Genomic DNA, 15,901 nt, shown 5'->3' with positions numbered 1-15,901 from the left:
CAAACACCTGTCAGCCCTAAGGCGATCCCTGTGGGAGCCTGGCTTGCCAGCGATGGGCCGCAAAGCGGCCCCGATTTTTGTCAGTTCTGCTCAGCCACGCTTGCCTTGCCCTGGCGCGTCTCGATCTCACCAATCAAGCGCTTGGCCAGCGCCGGGTAGTTCTCGTCGAAATGGTGGCCGCCGGGCAGCTTCATGCGCTCGCCAACAGCCGTGCCATCGGTGCAGCCGCTTTCGTCAGCTTCCTCGACGCCATACACACACACCACCTTGGAGGCAGGCAGCTTGGCCATTTCCGGCCCGGTTGGCGCTTCCTGGCCCTCCTTGCCCAGCCAGCCCTCCACTTCGATCTCGAAACTGCCGCTGCGTGCAAAGGCCAGCAGCATCACGGCGTCGATACGCTGCTGGTCTTCGGCCGGCAGGCGGTTGTAGATCGCCGGCAGTACATCGGCCCCGAATGAATACCCAGCAAGCACGAACCGCTTGGTGCCCCATTTCTGGCGGTAGTGCTGCATCAGTTCGGACAGGTCGGCAGCGCTTTGCTCGGGGGTTTTGTGCTGCCAGTAATAGCGCAGCGTGTCGATGCCGACCACCGGGTAGCCCAGCTTGGCCATTTCGCCAGCGACGTCGCGGTCCAGGTCGCGCCAGCCGCCATCGCCGGAAAGGAACAGGGTGACGGTATCGGTGGTTTGCCCGGCCGGCACCTCGACTACCGGGACTGGCAGCGCGTTGCCATCGCGGCCGAGCAAGGCCTGGGTCAGTTGCGCCTTGAGCACCTGCGGCAGGTGGATGTCGTAATCGCTGATGCTGGTTTCGGCATTGGCCTGGTCACGCACGAAGGCGGCGCTGGCGTCGTCCGGGTTGTCGTTCCAGGCCACGCTCCAGTGGCCATGCGCCGCCGATTTGGGCAACGGCGCCTGGCAGCCGGGCTGCTCGAGGGCAAAGCCTACGGAAATGGCGCGGGCCTTGTCATCGCTCTGCCCGGCCAGCCAGCGCCAGGCCTGGGCGGCACCAGGGCCGATACCGGCGACCACGTCGGGTTTTGCCGGCAATTGCTTCAGGGCCTGGTCCAGCGCCTGTTGCTGCTTGCTGCAATCGTTCGGTGGCAGGATCACCTGCACCAGCTGCGCTTCGCCAGCCTGGGCCAGGTCCAGCAGTTGCTTGTCGCTCAGCGCCTGGTCCTGAGGCACGCCGATGGCCACGCTGACTTTGGGGTGCACGCCTGGCGTCACCCGGGTAATGGGGGTGTCATTGATGCTCATTTGTTCCAGGTGCGCCTCTGGGGCGGGGCGCGTCCACAGCCAGAACGCCAGCCCGCCACCCAGGGCAGCCAGCAACAGGGGAACCAGCAGGTACAGCCAATAGCGTCGGGTCATCAACGTTTCACCAATCCAGTCAGGCCGCCAGCAATGAGGGCGGCAGTGTCGGCCAGTGCCACCAGCGGGTCGAGCCCGGCTGGCACGGCCATGTAGCGGGGTTCCCAGTCCGGTTGGAACTTGTCCTTGAAGCGCCGGAGCCCCTGGAAGTTGTAAAGCTGCTCACCACGGCGGAACACCAGTGAGCCCAGGCGCTGGGTCAATGGCGCGCCACGCCGTGGCTGCAGGCCGGAGAGCGGCACCATACCCAGGCTGAAGCGCCCGTAGTCACGGCTTTTATAGTGCAAGATCAAGCCGATCATCATGTACTCCATGGTCAGCTTGGGGGCCTCGGGGTGGGCGCGCATCAGGTCCAGGCTGGCCAGTTCGTGGCTGTGGGTTTCCAGCAGGTTGGCAAAGGCCACCGGGCGGCCCTGGAAGCGAATCAGGGCAATCCGGAAGTGCTGCAGGTAGTCCGGGCTGAAGCGCCCCAGCGAGAAGCCTTTCTCGCGTACGTTCTTGCCGCCGAGCCAGGCATCGGAGATTTCCTTCAGTTCTGCCAGTGGGGCTTGGCCAGGCTCGTGGATTTCCAGGCTCAGGCCATCGCGTCCGCCGCGGTTCCAGGTATAACGCAGGTCTTTCATTTCCTTGCCCTTGGCTTCGAGGTCGAAGCGGCGCAAGTCGACCCGGGCCTCTTCACCCAGTTTCAGCGCGGTCAGGCCAATGTCCATGTAGAACGGCAGGTTTTCCGCGCGTACCTGGTAAAACACCGGCCGCGCGTGGTGCAGGTCGCACAGGTCGCGGAACTGCCAGATCATCTCGGCCCGTTCCTGGGCCGGGCCGATCGGGTCGTACAGTGCCACCAGGCTACGGCCGCGCCGGGCGTACATGAGGAAGGCATTGTCCCGTGGGTGGAACAGCAAGGCCTTGTCGCCGGTGAGTGCCAGGCCGCCGTCAGGCTGGTCGGAAGCCAGCAGAATGCGGTTGGCACGCTGCAGTTCTCCTTCGTCAGGCAGGTGGATCACCGGTGGTGCGGTGCGCAGCAGCCAGGTCAGTGCCAGGGCCGCCAACAGCAAGGCGCTGCCCATGGCGGCGCGCAGGCCACGGGGGGCGTCGGCGTCGAGGGTGAACTGCCACCACAGCTGATGGCTGTAGGGCACATCCTGGTAGGCGAACAGCAGCAGCCACACCGAGGCCCCGACAACACAGGCACTTGCAACCAGAAATACCGGCGAGAAGGGCAGCTCCATCAACCGGCTGGGGCGGTAGAACGAGCGCCGGAACATGGCGAGCAAGGTGGCAGTAAAGGTCAGCACGCTGGCCTCTTCCCAGTCGAAGCCTTTGAGCAACGACAGCAGGGCACCGACCAGCAACAATACGATTGTCAGCATCCAGGCGGCCGACAGGCGCCGACGCAGGCCTTGGGCCAGCAGCAGGCACAGCACGCCGATCAGGCTGGCGCCGAAGTGCGATGCATCGATCAGCCGGTGTGGCACCAGAAAGCCCATGTGCTCCAGGCGCGTGTCGATTTCCGGGGTGGCGCCGGAGAACAGCAACACCACACCAGACAGGAACACCAGGATCGACAGGATAGGCGCAGCCAGGCCCGAGGCGGCCTTCATGGCCTGCTGGGCGAACAGCAGGCGCCGGGCTTCGTTGGCCAACAGCAACACGCAGGCCAGCAGCAGCGGCACCACTACGTAGATCAACCGGTACAGCAGCAATGCGGCAGCCAGCGGCGCCGCACCCAGCTGGTTGGCAAAGGCCGCCAGCAGGATCGCCTCGAACACCCCGACCCCGCCCGGTACATGGCTGAGCACACCTGCCGCCAAGGCCAGCAGATACACCAGCACGAACGCGCCGAACGGGGGCGCTTCGGGCAGTAGCAGGTACAGCACGGTCGCGGCAGCTGCCACATCCAGTGCAGTGATCAGCAGTTGCAGGGCACTCAGGCGGGCATCCGGCAGGCGCAAGGTGCGGCGCCCCAGTTGCACCAGCAGGTTATTGGCCAGTGGCTGTTCGGCAAGGCGCCGACGGTACAAGCCGATGACCAGCAGGGCAGAGGCCACCAGCACCGCACTGGCGATGCCCGCCAACAGGCCCTGGGCCAGGCCAAGTGCGCTGGATGCAGCCCGCAGATCGCTCAAGGTCGCCAGGGCGGCCAGGGGCGGAAGCGCGCAGCCCAGCGACAGGCTGGCAAAAACGGTCATGCGTGCGACCTCGCCAGCGCCCAGCCCATGGCGGGCGTACAAGCGGTAGCGCACCGAGCCGCCCGAGAGCATCGACAGGCCGATGGCGTTGCCGATGGCGAACGCACTGAAACCACCCAGCACCAGGGTAGGTGCCGGCAGCTTCACCCCGGCATAGCGGCTGGCCGACCACTCATAGCCCAGCAGGATCACGAAGCCGACCACCGTCGCGACAAAAGCGCCCAGCAGCGACTGCGCCGGCACACTGAGCATGGCGTCGTGCAAGGCGTAGATGTCCAGCTCGCTGAGCAAGTGGCGGCAAGCGATCAGGGCCATGGTGAACAGCAGCAGGGTTACCGCAAGGCCGATGGGCTGGCGGTAGCGGCTCAGGCGTTCGAGCAACGGCAGGCGCTGTACCGCACCTGGCAGCACCGTGGCGAGCGGTACCTGGGGTTCGGGGTTGTGCGTAGTCATGAATTGCCCCGGGCAAGCAGCGCGAGGTGGAGGAGAGGTGCGGCCAAGTGAAAGTCCCTTTGGAAAACGTATCCGGATATTACTCCGGACAACATGACTTGCAGTCGTCCGGCAGCGTTAAAGATAGTTCATCCAGAGGATGAGCCCTCAACACCGCAGGTTGGGTCGGTAGACCCGGGCATACGAGTGGCAGGAGACAAACGCAACAAACCCCGCGCTGCTGTTACACAGGCGGGGTTTGTTCTGACGAATATGGTTGCGGGAGCCGGATTTGAACCGACGACCTTCGGGTTATGAGCCCGACGAGCTACCAGGCTGCTCCATCCCGCGTCAGAGGTGCGCATTCTACAGTTTGCCGGTCTGGTGTCAAGTGTTTTCACGCTCCGGCTCGAGACCTTTTTCAAGCGCAAAGAAAAAGGCCACTGTGTTTACAGTGGCCTTATCTTGAATCTGGTTGCGGGAGCCGGATTTGAACCGACGACCTTCGGGTTATGAGCCCGACGAGCTACCAGGCTGCTCCATCCCGCGTCAGTGGGGCAAATTCTACAGTTTGCAGCGTGTGTGTCAAGCGCTACTTTTTGATTTACCGAGACTTTTTGAAAAATCGCTTTTTCATGGGCAAAGAAAAAGGCCACTGCGTGAACAGTGGCCTTTTCTCGAAACTGGTTGCGGGAGCCGGATTTGAACCGACGACCTTCGGGTTATGAGCCCGACGAGCTACCAGGCTGCTCCATCCCGCGCCTGTGAGATCGAATTCTACGGATTTGCGCGCTGGTGTCAAGCAATTGTTTTGAAAAAACCTTTTTTGTTCAAACCCTTAGCGCATCACACCTGCATGCGGCTCAGGCGCGGCGGGCCTTTCAGGCCGATTATCGCGTGGGCATGCGGGTCAGCTGTTGAACGGGCGGCCCTATGCGATACTATCTGTATGAATTTACAGTGCTGACGGTCATCCATGTCTTTGCGCAAGATCATCCACGTTGACTGCGATTGCTTCTATGCCGCGATCGAGATGCGTGACGACCCGCGCCTGGCCGGGCGGCCCATGGCAGTGGGCGGCTCGGCAGAGCGCCGTGGTGTGATCGCCACCTGTAATTATGAAGCGCGTGCCTACGGTGTGCGCTCGGCCATGGCATCGCGCCACGCGCTGAAACTGTGCCCGGACTTGTTGATCGTCAAGCCGCGTTTCGAGGCCTATCGCGAAGCCTCGCGGGAAATTCATGCCATCTTTCGTGACTACACCGAGCTGATCGAGCCCTTGTCGTTGGACGAGGCCTACCTGGATGTCAGCGACAGCCAATGGTATTCGGGCAGCGCTACCCGTATTGCCGAGGATATTCGCCGGCGAGTCGCGCGTACCCTGCATATCACCGTGTCGGCGGGGGTGGCGCCAAACAAGTTCCTGGCCAAGATCGCAAGCGACTGGCGCAAGCCCAACGGGCTGTTCGTGATTACCCCCGATGAGGTCGAGGCATTCGTTGCGGCCTTGCCAGTGGCCAGGCTGCACGGCGTGGGCAAAGTCACGGCAGACAAACTGACGCGCCTGGGTATCGAAACCTGCCTGCAACTGCGTGACTGGTCGCGCCTGGCGCTGGTGCGCGAGTTCGGCAGTTTCGGTGAGCGGTTGTGGGGGCTGGCGCGAGGTATTGACGAGCGTGCGGTGCACAACGATAGCCGGCGCCAGTCGGTCAGCGTGGAAAATACCTACGACACCGACCTGCCGGACTTGGCCAGTTGCCTGGCGCGTTTGCCGGAGCTGCTGGAAAGCCTGAACGAACGCATCGCCCGCATGGACAGCAGTTACCGGCCAGAGAAACCCTTCGTCAAGGTCAAGTTCCATGACTTCAGCCAAACCACGCTGGAACAGGCCGGGGCGGGCAGGGACCTGGAAAGTTACCGGCAATTGCTGGGACAGGCGTTCGCCCGCGGTGGCAAGCCGGTGCGTTTGTTGGGGGTAGGGGTAAGGTTGCGCGATCTGCGCGGGGCGCATGAACAGCTGGAGCTGTTTGCGCCTATATAAAGAAGCGGCCTTGCGCCGCGGTGGTCGGCGCAGCAGCCCCGGCAATTCAAGCAGCAAGGCCGAATGCCTGGGGCTGCTGCGCAGCCCATCGCGACGCAAGGCCGCTCCTACAGGGTAATCGCGACGCAAGGCCGCTCCTACAGGGTAATCGCGATAGAGGCCGGGTTATTGCGCCCCCGGGTCAGCCACCAATCGCCCGGTAGCCTTGGTCAGCGACTGCAGAAACTCCTGCTGCAGCTCCGGGTCGTTGCGGGTCAGCTCGATCAGGCTCTGTTCCATTTCGCTGGCTTCTTCTTCAAGGCCCAGCTCGGACAGGCGCTTGACCCGGTGTACCCACTGGCTGACATCGTCATCTTCGAGGTCATCGAAGATCAGCTCATGGGCCTCATGCAGCTTGTTGCGCAGGGTGGCGCTGACCAGCAGGCTGGCGTCGCCACGGACCCCGTTGTCCTCGTCGAGCACTTGCAGGTGCAGGGTGCCGACGTGGTTGAGGTTCTGCTCCGAAAACGGGCTGTCCAGCAGGTTCAGGCGCAGTACGCCGCTACGGTCGGTGGTCAGCTCGTGAGTCATTTTGCCAGCCTTGACCTCGACCAAGCGTTCGCTCCACGGCATGCTGGTGGATTCTTCACGCTGGCTTTTCTGCACTTCGCTGATCCCGGCGAGGTTCTGCTGGGCGCGGCCATTGGACGCTACGTTCATGAACGGGTTGAGGCCGTCCACTCCATAGCTGAGCCAGTCGTGGGTCATGCTTTGCGGCAGGTTGCCCAAGGCGAAGACATTGACCACGTTGGCGCCAACCCCCGCCACAACGGCCACCGCACCCAGCGGGATCTCGTAGATCTCCCGCCAGGGCTGGTAAGGCGTGTAGCGATCATAGCGGCGGGTGACTTCGAACTCGGTCACTTCGAAACGCTTTTGCTCATGCACGCGCACACGCCGTTGCGGCAGTTCCATCACCTTCGGCTCGCCGACATCGATCTGCAGGGTGTGGGCGAGCAGCTTGCGCTCCACGCGCTCCTCATGGTCGCTGCGCTGGGACATCTGGTTGGCGCAGCCGCTGACGAGCAGGGCGCCGCACAGTGCAGCGCCCCCCCGGGTAAAGGTACTTCGCTTGAACATGATTACTCGTGCATTGGTTATCAGCGGCGAACGCGGGCCTGCAGGAAGGTCAGCACTTCATTGAGCGGCAACGGCTGGGCGTCCTGCTCGGTGCGGTGCTTGTACTCCAGGTTGCCTTCGGCCAGGCCGCGATCGCTGACCACGATGCGGTGCGGGATGCCGATCAGCTCCATGTCGGCGAACTTGATGCCGGGGCTGGTCTTCTTGTCACGGTCGTCCAGCAGTACTTCAAAGCCGGCGGCGGTCAGTTCGGCGTACAGCTTGTCGGTTGCCTCGCGAACCGCTTCGGTTTCGTAGCGCAGCGGTACCAGGGCGATCTGGAACGGGGCCAGGGCGTCGTTCCAGATGATGCCTTTGTCGTCGTAGCTCTGCTCGATGGCGGCTGCCACCACGCGCGATACACCGATGCCGTAGCAACCCATCGACAGCACGACCGGCTTGCCGTTCTCGCCCAGCACCTGGCACTTCAGCGCCTCGCTGTACTTGGTGCCCAGCTGGAAGATATGCCCGACTTCGATGCCACGCTTGATGATCAGGGTGCCTTGGCCGTCCGGGCTCGGGTCGCCTTCAACCACATTGCGCAGGTCGGCTACCTGTGGCACTGGCAGGTCGCGCTCCCAGTTCACGCCGAAATAGTGCTTGTCATCGATGTTGGCACCAATACCGAAGTCGCTCATCAGCGCCACCGAGCGGTCGATGATGCATTCCAGCGGCAGGTTCAGTGGGCCCAGCGAGCCGGCGCCGGCACCGATCGCCTCGCGCAGTTCGGCTTCGGTGGCCATTACCAGCGGGTCGGCAACCTGCTCCAGCTTGGTGGCCTTGATTTCGTTCAGCTCGTGGTCGCCACGAACGATCAGGGCCACCAGCTTGCCCTCTTCGGCGCCGCGCACGATCAGGGTCTTGACGGTTTTCTCGATCGGCAGGCCGAAGTTTTCCACCAGCTGAGCAATGGTCTTGGCGTTTGGCGTATCGACCAGGCGCAGCTCTTCAGTAGGCGCAGGGCGCACGGTTTCCCGTGGGATGGCCTCGGCCTTTTCGATGTTGGCGGCGTAGTCGGAGCTGTCGCTGAAGATCACGTCGTCTTCGCCAGACTCGGCCAGTACGTGGAATTCATGCGAGTAGCTGCCGCCGATCGAGCCGGTGTCGGCCTGCACAGGGCGGAAGTCCAGGCCCAGGCGCGTGAATATGTTGCTGTAGGCCTGGTGCATGCGGTCATAGGTTTCCTGCAAGGAAGCCTGGTCGGCATGGAACGAGTAGGCGTCTTTCATGATGAACTCGCGGCCACGCATCAGGCCGAAGCGCGGGCGGATTTCATCGCGGAATTTGGTCTGGATCTGGTACATGTTGAGCGGCAGCTGTTTATAGCTGGACAGCTCGTTACGGGCCAGGTCGGTGATCACTTCTTCGTGGGTTGGGCCGACACAGAAGTCACGCTGATGGCGGTCTTTGAGGCGCAGCAGTTCCGGGCCGTATTGTTCCCAGCGGCCGGACTCCTGCCACAGCTCGGCGGGCTGGATGCTTGGCATCAGCACTTCGAGGGCACCGGCGGCGTTCATTTCCTCACGTACCACGGCCTCGACCTTACGCATTACCCGCAGGCCCATCGGCAGCCAGGTGTACAGGCCGGAGGCCAGTTTGCGGATCATGCCGGCACGCAGCATGAGCTGATGGCTGATGACCACTGCATCGGCAGGGGTTTCTTTCTGGGTGGCGAGCAAATATTGACTGGTGCGCATGGTTAGCCGTGTCGATTGCCTAAGACGTTGAAATAGCCCCGCATTGTACGGGGGTGAAACGAAGGCGTACAGGATGCCCCAGGGCGTGACGCTTGTCAGCCAAGAAAAAGCCCGGCGAGGTCGCCGGGCTTTTCAGGTGCGGGGCACTGCAAGCCAGGCTTACAGGATGCTCAGCGGGTACTCCACGATCAGGCGCAGTTCGTCGATCGAAGGCGAACCGTAGTAAACGCCATCGGCCGAACGGTAGGTGGCTTGACGGACGCGGAAGCTCAGGTCTTTGGCCGGGCCGCTCTGCATCACGTACTTGACGTCGATGTCGCGTTCCCATTCCTTGCCGCTGTCGGTGGTGCGGGTGGTTGCACCGGTACCACGTACATAGCGGGTCATGAAGCTCAGGCCGGGTACGCCGAACTCAGCGAAGTTCAGGTCGTAGCGAGCCTGCCAGGATTTTTCGTCTTCGGCGTTGAAGTCGGAACGGGCCACGGAGTTGGCCAGGAAGACCGTGCCGCCACCGTCTACACCGTAGGCGTAGTCGCCGTCACCGGTGACCTTCTGGTAGGCCAGGGTGAAGGTGTGGGCGCCGACGTTGTACGCGGCCGAGAGGCTGGCTGCGATGTTGTCCAGTTCGTTGCTGCCGTCGGACTTGCTGACGAATGCACCGGTCAGGTTGTTGCCGATGGACTTGGTGTCATAGATGTTGAAGTCGAACACCAGGCCTTGCTTGTCGCTGATCGGCAGCGCCCAGTTGATATTGCCGTACCACTTGCGGAAGTGGTCTTCGACGCGCGAGTAGTAAACGCTGGTGCTGAGGTTGTCGGAGAGGGCGTAGGTGCCACCAAAGACATTGGCCTCGGTCAGCCGCAGGCTGTCGTGGTAGGTCTGAGCCTGGGCGTTCAGTGCGGTGAAGTGACCGGCGTGCAGGGTGAGGCCGGCAATTTCGTTGCTGGTGATCAGACCACCTTCGGCAACTTCTGGCAGCAAGCGGCTGTCGTCGGTTGCGAATACTGGCAGTGCGGTGAACTGGTCGCCCCACTTCAGTACGGTGTTGGAGATGCGCATTTTCACAGCGCCGCCCGCTTCCGAGTAGTCATCCTGCGAGCGACCGTCCGAGCCAGTCGGGAACAGGCCGGTGCCGGCGCGGCCGCGGCCGCTGTCCAGCTTCAGGCCGAGCATGCCGATGGCGTCGACGCCGAAGCCTACGGTGCCTTGGGTGAAGCCGGATTCGAAGGTGCCCAGGAAGCCAAGGCCGGTTTCTTCCACGCGGCTCTGGCTGCCAGGCGCGTTGTTGCGGAAGTCACGGCTGAAATACAGCATGCGGGTCTTGACGTTCAGCTTGCTGTCTTCGATGAAACCTTTGGACTCATCTTGTGCGGAGGCCATTGCCAACTGCGAGGTCCCTGCCGTAACGGCCAGGGCGATCATGCTCCACTTCATCACGCGCATCGTGATTTGCTCCTTTGGTTTTTAGGAAGAGTACCGCTGCGTCCAAGTGTTTTAGTTATATGGAGCAGCTCTTTCTTGTAATGTCGGCGAAAATGTATAGCACGCTGACTGTTCTTGGCGATATGGCGATAGAGACTCTTTACGGAACTTTTCCACCATGTCGCGCTCAGGTATTTCCATGTCGCAAATCACGCCCCAATTTAGGGCCGTATAACCCCAGCGCTGCTTCTTTAGCCGCCATGAATCGGTAACTACCGACGCCAGCTGAAGAAACTCCCTGGTAACCAATGCCGCTGTTGTTATTTGTCGCGTACACCTGCCATTGCAGATGCCGTGCCGACTTGGCGTGAAAGGAATGCAACAAGCGTGCTCAAAATTCGCAACAGTTCATGAAATTTTCACAAAACCCCCTACCGAGGGTCGGAAAGTGCCGTAAACACGGGGTCGAGCGCCGTTTAGGTATTGTTGAGTTCGAGAATCATTAAAATTTAAAGCGCGCTCATAAAAGTCAATGTGTTACCGCCATTTGTTCATCCAGAGTCGTTTTTGGGGTGGCAGGTGCGGGAGGGGTGGGTAGATGGCCTCATTTTGGTGCGAAAAGTAGCGCTGTGTTACCGGGATTGTGCAGGGTATTCTTGCCACCCATGTTTTCCGCGCCATGCGGGTCGTTTTGTCTTAAGGAGATATGCCGTGTTCGTCCTCGATTCGCGTCTGCAGCAGGATTCCCTGGTGCTGGGGGAGCTTGCGCTGTGCCAGCTGCTGCTGAGCAAGGATGCCAATTACCCGTGGTTCATCCTGGTGCCCAAGCGTGCTGAGGTGAGTGAGTTGTTCGATTTGGATGTGCACGAGCAGCAGCAACTGTGGCAGGAGACCACCCTGTTGGCAGAAGCGTTGAAGGCCAGCTACGGCGCCGACAAGATGAACGTGGCAACCTTGGGCAATGTGGTAAGCCAGTTGCACATGCACGTGATCGTGCGCCGCCGTGACGACGCTGCCTGGCCCGCCCCGGTCTGGGGCAAGTGCCCGCCAGTGGCCTATACCGATGCCCAACTGCAGGCGGTACGCCAGCGTGTGCGCGACCTGGGGCTGGCCGGTTATCAGGAGGCCTGACATGTCACTGGAAATGCGCATGATCGAACTGGAAACCCGCCAGGCGTTCCAGGATGACACCCTCCAGGCATTGAATGATGTGGTGGTAGAGCAGGCGAAGGTGATCGAGCGCCTGCAGCTGCAGGTGACCGAGCTGATAAAGCGTCATGAAGAGATGGTGGGGCAATTCGGTAGCGAAGGGGACGAGGCGCCGCCGCCGCATTATTGATGCGCTGATCACTGTTCTGATCGGGTGCAGGGGCCCCCACAGGGCGGTAGTCAGGCCTGTGGGGCATTCGTGCTGGGGCTGGCGGTATCAGCGGCGGGTCACGGCCACCACATCCTCGGCCTGCAGGCCTTTGTCGCGGTGCATCACCGAGAATTCCACGCGCTGGCCTTCGACGAGGATGCGGTGACCCTCCCCGCGAATGGCGCGAAAGTGCACGAAGATATCATCACCCGAATCACGGGAAATGAAGCCAAAGCCTTTGGACGTATTGAACCACTTCACGGTGCCGGTATCGCGGTTAACGGTATCTGGGGCGGTGTGCTGGCTGTTGCGTGGCTTGCGCGGGCTGCGCGCAAAGCCCACGGCCAGGTGCAGGGCGACGGCCAGCGTGGCGCAGACCAGTGCTGCCAGGTTGCCCATTTCCGGGCGGGCCAGCAGCGTCAGGGTCTGTAGCACCACGGCAACTACCAGCAAGGCGCAGGCCAGGTGCTGCAGTTGCTGGCGCGCGCCTCGGTAATACAGGGGCACGACTGGCGCCAGGACCAGGTTGAGCAGGCCAAGCAGTGCCAGGTAGACCGCGTCGGGTTGCAGGAGGAAGGGGGTTGCTTCGGTTTTCAGGCTGGGTATGAGCGATAGCAGCAAAGCTGCCACGCCCGTCACCAGATGGACGATCTTGAACATGGGGTTGGCTCACAGTTGATAAGGCCGATCACAGGAAGAGCGGGCAGCACGGTGCGCATGAGGTGTAGAGCGCAAACACGTGGCAGGCCAGCCTATGCACCCGGCAATAACAGTCCGCACGGGTGGCACGCTGCCTATTTAACAGTAAAGCCGCAGGCTACTCAAACCGCAGGCCGCCCGGCGGGCGATGTGTTGCGCCATGTCACATGCGACAGGCGCCAAGTATTGCTACAGTGGTCGTCGCCCGCTTGAGTCTCAAGCCTTATGCAAAGGGGAACTTCATGGCAATCGATATCGGTATCAGTGAAGAAGATCGCAAATCCATCGTTGATGGGCTGTCCCGCTTGTTGTCGGATACCTACGTGCTGTATCTGAAAACCCATAACTTTCACTGGAACGTCACAGGGCCGTCGTTCCGCACCCTGCACCTGATGTTCGAAGAGCAGTACAACGAATTGGCGCTGGCGGTGGATTCCATCGCCGAGCGCATCCGGGCCCTGGGCTTCCCCGCGCCGGGGTCGTACGCATTCTATGCCCGGCACTCGTCCATCAAGGAGGAGGAAGGGGTACCCGCTGCGGAAGAGATGATCCGCCAGTTGGTGCAAGGGCAGGAGGCTGTGGTGCGCACGGCGCGCAGTATTTTCCCGGTAGTCGACAAGGTCAGTGACGAGCCGACAGCCGACCTGCTGACCCAGCGCATGCAGGTGCACGAGAAGACCGCGTGGATGCTGCGGGTTTTGCTCGACGGCAAATAATTACCCAGGCTGTCACATAACCCTGTGGGAGATAACACAGCCCTACGGGCTGCGCTGTCGCGCAGAGAACTCGATTCATAAGCACGATGCGGACCCTGTGGGAGCGGGCGTGCCCGCGAAGAATCCAGCGCGGTGGCTGGCACCGGCTACGCCGGTGTTCGCGGGCTCGCCCGCTCCCACAGGGGTCGCGTCGTGCATGACAATCAGTGTTTGTGCAGGAACACTTTGCCGCTGCTTTAACCGCGCCCATCAGCGCTTCATAGGCCACCTGGTACCTGTGACGAGGAAGTGTGGCGCATGATGCAAGCGAGCAAGCGTGTGAATGGCCAGGGGCGTTGGCCGGGGAAACCGTGCATCGATCCGTTCAAGGCGGATTTCGACATGTTGCAGATCCAGCCGGTGTCGCGCTCCGTGCGCCTCAACGGCTTTTCCACGTGCCTGCGCCTGGAGGCCGTCTACTGGCAGATCCTCGAGCGCATTGCCGCCGCCAACCGTTGCTCGGTCAGTGCGGTGCTGTCCTACGTTGACCGTGAGATCCACCTGCGCCAGGGTGGCGTGCGCAACTTCAGCGGCCTGATCCGGGTCATCTGCGTGGCGTGGCTGCAGAACCCGCCAAGTGCGCGCTGATCGCCTGGCGGGCTGCGCAGTGCTTGCTAACCATATATAATCCCGCTTTTTGCTGCCCCCGCAGCCAGCGTTTTGGTTGACGAGAGACACCCATGCCCCTGTATGACTATCAATGTGCATCCTGCGAGCACCGTATGGAAGTGCTGCAGAAGGTCAGCGCCGCGCCGCTGACCGATTGCCCGGCCTGCCAGGCGCCAGCGCTGAAGAAGCTGCTGTCGGTCCCAGGCTTCCGCCTGAGCGGTACTGGTTGGTACGAAACCGACTTCAAGACCGGGGCGAAAAAGAATCTGGCAGGCGGCGACAAGGCCGACTGAGTTGAATGCTGTGACCGGGTCTTGCAGTATTAGCCCTCCGGGCGGCCAAGGCCTCCACCGAATACACGAATCACGAGAAGCGAAACCACCATCATGATGCGCAGCCATTATTGCGGCCAACTGAACGAGAGCCTGGACGGCCAGGAAGTCACCCTTTGCGGCTGGGTCCATCGGCGCCGCGACCACGGCGGGGTGATCTTCCTCGACATCCGTGACCGCGAAGGCATGGCCCAGGTCGTGTTCGACCCGGATCGCGCCGAAACTTTCGCCGCTGCCGACCGCGTGCGCAGCGAATACGTCGTGCAGCTGACCGGTAAGGTTCGCAAGCGCCCTGAGGGTGCAGTGAATGCCAACATGGCGTCCGGTGCCATCGAAATCCTCGGCTACCAGCTGACCGTGCTCAACGAAGCAGAAACGCCACCGTTCCCGCTGAACGAGTACTCCGACGTCGGCGAAGAAACCCGCCTGCGCTACCGCTTCATCGACCTGCGTCGCCCGGAAATGGCCGACAAGCTGCGCCTGCGCTCGCGCATCACCAGCAGCATCCGTCGCTTCCTTGACGAAAATGGCTTCCTCGACGTCGAAACCCCAATCCTCACCCGTGCAACCCCGGAAGGCGCGCGCGACTACCTGGTGCCTAGCCGTACCCACGCCGGTAGCTTCTTCGCCCTGCCGCAGTCGCCACAGCTGTTCAAGCAGTTGCTGATGGTGGCCGGCTTCGACCGTTACTACCAGATCGCCAAGTGCTTCCGTGACGAAGACCTGCGTGCCGACCGCCAGCCGGAATTCACCCAGATCGACATCGAGACCAGCTTCCTCGATGAAAACGAGATCATGGGCCTGACCGAAAGCATGATCCGCAAGCTGTTCAAGGAAGTGCTCGACCTGGAATTCGGCGAATTCCCGCACATGACCTTCGAAGAAGCCATGCGCCGCTACGGTTCCGACAAGCCAGACCTGCGTAACCCGCTGGAACTGGTTGACGTTGCCGACCAGCTCAAGGATGTCGACTTCAAGGTGTTCGCCGGCCCGGCCAACGATCCGAAGTGCCGTGTAACCGCCCTGCGCCTGCCAGGCGGCGCCAGCATGCCGCGCAGCAAGATCGACGAGTACACCAAGTTCGTCGGCATCTACGGTGCCAAGGGCCTGGCCTACATCAAGGTCAACGAGCGCGCCAAGGGTGTCGAAGGCCTGCAGTCGCCGATCGTCAAGAACATCCCCGAGGCCAACCTCAACACCATCCTCGACCGCGTTGGCGCCGTAGACGGCGACATCGTGTTCTTCGGTGCCGACAAGTTCAAGGTGGTCAGCGAAGCGCTGGGCGCGCTGCGTATCCGCCTGGGCCACGACTTCGAGCTGCTGACCTGCGAGTGGGCACCGATGTGGGTCGTCGACTTCCCGATGTTCGAAGAGAACGAAGACGGCAGCTTCACCGCGCTGCACCACCCGTTCACCGCGCCGAAGTGCACCCCGCAGGAGCTCGAGGCCAACCCGGCTACCGCGCTGTCGCGTGCCTACGACATGGTGCTGAACGGTACCGAGCTGGGTGGCGGTTCGATCCGTATCCATCGCAAAGAGATGCAGCAGGCCGTGTTCCGCCTGCTGGGTATCGAAGCCGAAGAACAGGAAGAGAAATTCGGCTTCCTGCTCGACGCCCTGAAGTTCGGTGCACCGCCTCACGGTGGCCTGGCCTTCGGCCTGGACCGCCTGGTCATGCTGATGACTGGCGCCCAGTCGATTCGTGAAGTGATTGCCTTCCCGAAAACCCAGAGCGCCGCGTGTGTCATGACCCAGGCCCCTGGCCTGGTCGACGCCAAGGCCCTGCGCGAGCTGCACATCCGACTGCGTGAACAGACCAAGGTCGAATAAGCAG

Annotated in this window: 13 protein-coding genes and 3 tRNA genes; 7 read left to right on the top strand and 9 right to left on the bottom strand. The window is 62.0% G+C overall.

The annotated features are described in order from the left end of the window. Positions 1-80: 80 nt before the first annotated feature. From L1P09_RS19100 to L1P09_RS19080, 5 genes are all read right to left on the bottom strand, one after another. Positions 81-1,373 carry a virulence factor family protein gene (locus tag L1P09_RS19100; RefSeq protein ID WP_232892529.1) on the bottom strand — a complete coding sequence of 431 codons (1,293 nt, stop codon included), beginning with the start codon at positions 1,371-1,373 and terminating at the stop codon, positions 81-83. Next, entirely contained in the window at positions 1,373-4,015 is a 2,643-nt protein-coding gene (gene mprF, locus L1P09_RS19095) for a bifunctional lysylphosphatidylglycerol flippase/synthetase MprF (protein ID WP_235768003.1), read from the bottom strand. The genes L1P09_RS19100 and mprF overlap by 1 nt, the downstream gene beginning before the upstream one ends. 253 nt (positions 4,016-4,268) lie before the next feature. Continuing rightward, positions 4,269-4,345: transfer RNA gene (locus tag L1P09_RS19090), tRNA-Met, on the bottom strand. Positions 4,346-4,466: 121 nt separating this feature from the next. Beyond that, positions 4,467-4,543: transfer RNA gene (locus tag L1P09_RS19085), tRNA-Met, on the bottom strand. Positions 4,544-4,678: 135 nt separating this feature from the next. Then, a tRNA-Met gene (locus L1P09_RS19080) sits at positions 4,679-4,755 on the bottom strand. Between the two features lie 221 nt (positions 4,756-4,976). On the opposite strand from L1P09_RS19080, the gene dinB reads away from it, so the two are divergent. After that, positions 4,977-6,035: a DNA polymerase IV gene (gene dinB, locus L1P09_RS19075; RefSeq protein ID WP_161892868.1), complete on the top strand. Its 1,059-nt coding sequence runs from the start codon at positions 4,977-4,979 to the stop codon at positions 6,033-6,035. A 165-nt stretch (positions 6,036-6,200) separates the two neighbouring features. Here the strand turns inward: dinB and L1P09_RS19070 are convergent, their stop codons facing one another. The 3 genes from L1P09_RS19070 to L1P09_RS19060 all read right to left on the bottom strand — a co-directional run bounded on the left by L1P09_RS19070 (position 6,201) and on the right by L1P09_RS19060 (position 10,333). Beyond that, the gene (locus L1P09_RS19070; protein WP_009684039.1) at positions 6,201-7,154 is read right to left on the bottom strand and encodes a hypothetical protein; all 954 of its coding nucleotides are present in this window, start codon (positions 7,152-7,154) and stop codon (positions 6,201-6,203) included. A gap of 20 nt (positions 7,155-7,174) precedes the next feature. Then, positions 7,175-8,890: a proline--tRNA ligase gene (locus L1P09_RS19065; protein ID WP_009684040.1), complete on the bottom strand. Its 1,716-nt coding sequence runs from the start codon at positions 8,888-8,890 to the stop codon at positions 7,175-7,177. Positions 8,891-9,049: 159 nt separating this feature from the next. Then, a complete protein-coding gene (locus L1P09_RS19060; RefSeq protein ID WP_054905824.1) occupies positions 9,050-10,333 on the bottom strand; it encodes an OprD family porin in 1,284 nt (427 codons plus the stop codon). A 690-nt stretch (positions 10,334-11,023) separates the two neighbouring features. On the opposite strand from L1P09_RS19060, the gene L1P09_RS19055 reads away from it, so the two are divergent. Together L1P09_RS19055 and L1P09_RS19050 are read left to right on the top strand one after the other, a co-directional pair. Continuing rightward, positions 11,024-11,443 (top strand): HIT family protein, encoded by a 420-nt coding sequence (locus L1P09_RS19055; RefSeq protein WP_054905825.1) that lies wholly within the window; start codon positions 11,024-11,026, stop codon positions 11,441-11,443. Position 11,444: 1 nt separating this feature from the next. Then, complete coding sequence (locus L1P09_RS19050) at positions 11,445-11,651, top strand: SlyX family protein (protein WP_009684043.1); 207 nt, start codon at positions 11,445-11,447, stop codon at positions 11,649-11,651. A gap of 87 nt (positions 11,652-11,738) precedes the next feature. Here L1P09_RS19050 and L1P09_RS26240 read toward each other — a convergent pair whose 3' ends face one another. Continuing rightward, entirely contained in the window at positions 11,739-12,332 is a 594-nt protein-coding gene (locus tag L1P09_RS26240) for a cold-shock protein (protein ID WP_054905826.1), read from the bottom strand. 281 nt (positions 12,333-12,613) lie between these two features. Here L1P09_RS26240 and L1P09_RS19040 point away from each other — a divergent pair, with 281 nt between their 5' ends. From L1P09_RS19040 to aspS, 4 genes are all read left to right on the top strand, one after another. Beyond that, positions 12,614-13,087, top strand: coding sequence for a Dps family protein (locus L1P09_RS19040; protein WP_009684045.1), 474 nt, complete (start codon positions 12,614-12,616; stop codon positions 13,085-13,087). A gap of 297 nt (positions 13,088-13,384) precedes the next feature. Continuing rightward, a complete protein-coding gene (locus tag L1P09_RS19035; protein WP_009684046.1) occupies positions 13,385-13,714 on the top strand; it encodes a ribbon-helix-helix domain-containing protein in 330 nt (109 codons plus the stop codon). Positions 13,715-13,806: 92 nt separating this feature from the next. Then, positions 13,807-14,028 (top strand): FmdB family zinc ribbon protein, encoded by a 222-nt coding sequence (locus tag L1P09_RS19030; protein WP_054905827.1) that lies wholly within the window; start codon positions 13,807-13,809, stop codon positions 14,026-14,028. Positions 14,029-14,121: 93 nt separating this feature from the next. Then, a complete protein-coding gene (gene aspS, locus L1P09_RS19025) occupies positions 14,122-15,897 on the top strand; it encodes an aspartate--tRNA ligase (RefSeq protein WP_029888030.1) in 1,776 nt (591 codons plus the stop codon). Positions 15,898-15,901: the final 4 nt, after the last annotated feature.

The organism is Pseudomonas juntendi (assembly GCF_021560075.1).
In the GTDB taxonomy this organism is placed as follows: Bacteria; Pseudomonadota; Gammaproteobacteria; order Pseudomonadales; family Pseudomonadaceae; genus Aquipseudomonas; species Aquipseudomonas juntendi.
This window is presented reverse-complemented; position numbering and strand designations above follow the sequence as displayed.

Bases quoted from the DNA above. Each gene is read 5' to 3' on its own strand.
- L1P09_RS19100 (WP_232892529.1), bottom strand. From the start codon at position 1,373: ATGACCCGACGCTATTGGCTGTACCTGCTGGTTCCCCTGTTGCTGGCT.
- mprF (WP_235768003.1), bottom strand. From the start codon at position 4,015: ATGACTACGCACAACCCCGAACCCCAGGTACCGCTCGCCACGGTGCTG.
- L1P09_RS19070 (WP_009684039.1), bottom strand. From the start codon at position 7,154: ATGTTCAAGCGAAGTACCTTTACCCGGGGGGGCGCTGCACTGTGCGGC.
- L1P09_RS19065 (WP_009684040.1), bottom strand. From the start codon at position 8,890: ATGCGCACCAGTCAATATTTGCTCGCCACCCAGAAAGAAACCCCTGCC.
- L1P09_RS19060 (WP_054905824.1), bottom strand. From the start codon at position 10,333: ATGCGCGTGATGAAGTGGAGCATGATCGCCCTGGCCGTTACGGCAGGG.
- L1P09_RS19050 (WP_009684043.1), top strand. From the start codon at position 11,445: ATGTCACTGGAAATGCGCATGATCGAACTGGAAACCCGCCAGGCGTTC.
- L1P09_RS26240 (WP_054905826.1), bottom strand. From the start codon at position 12,332: ATGTTCAAGATCGTCCATCTGGTGACGGGCGTGGCAGCTTTGCTGCTA.
- L1P09_RS19040 (WP_009684045.1), top strand. From the start codon at position 12,614: ATGGCAATCGATATCGGTATCAGTGAAGAAGATCGCAAATCCATCGTT.
- L1P09_RS19035 (WP_009684046.1), top strand. From the start codon at position 13,385: ATGATGCAAGCGAGCAAGCGTGTGAATGGCCAGGGGCGTTGGCCGGGG.
- L1P09_RS19030 (WP_054905827.1), top strand. From the start codon at position 13,807: ATGCCCCTGTATGACTATCAATGTGCATCCTGCGAGCACCGTATGGAA.
- aspS (WP_029888030.1), top strand. From the start codon at position 14,122: ATGATGCGCAGCCATTATTGCGGCCAACTGAACGAGAGCCTGGACGGC.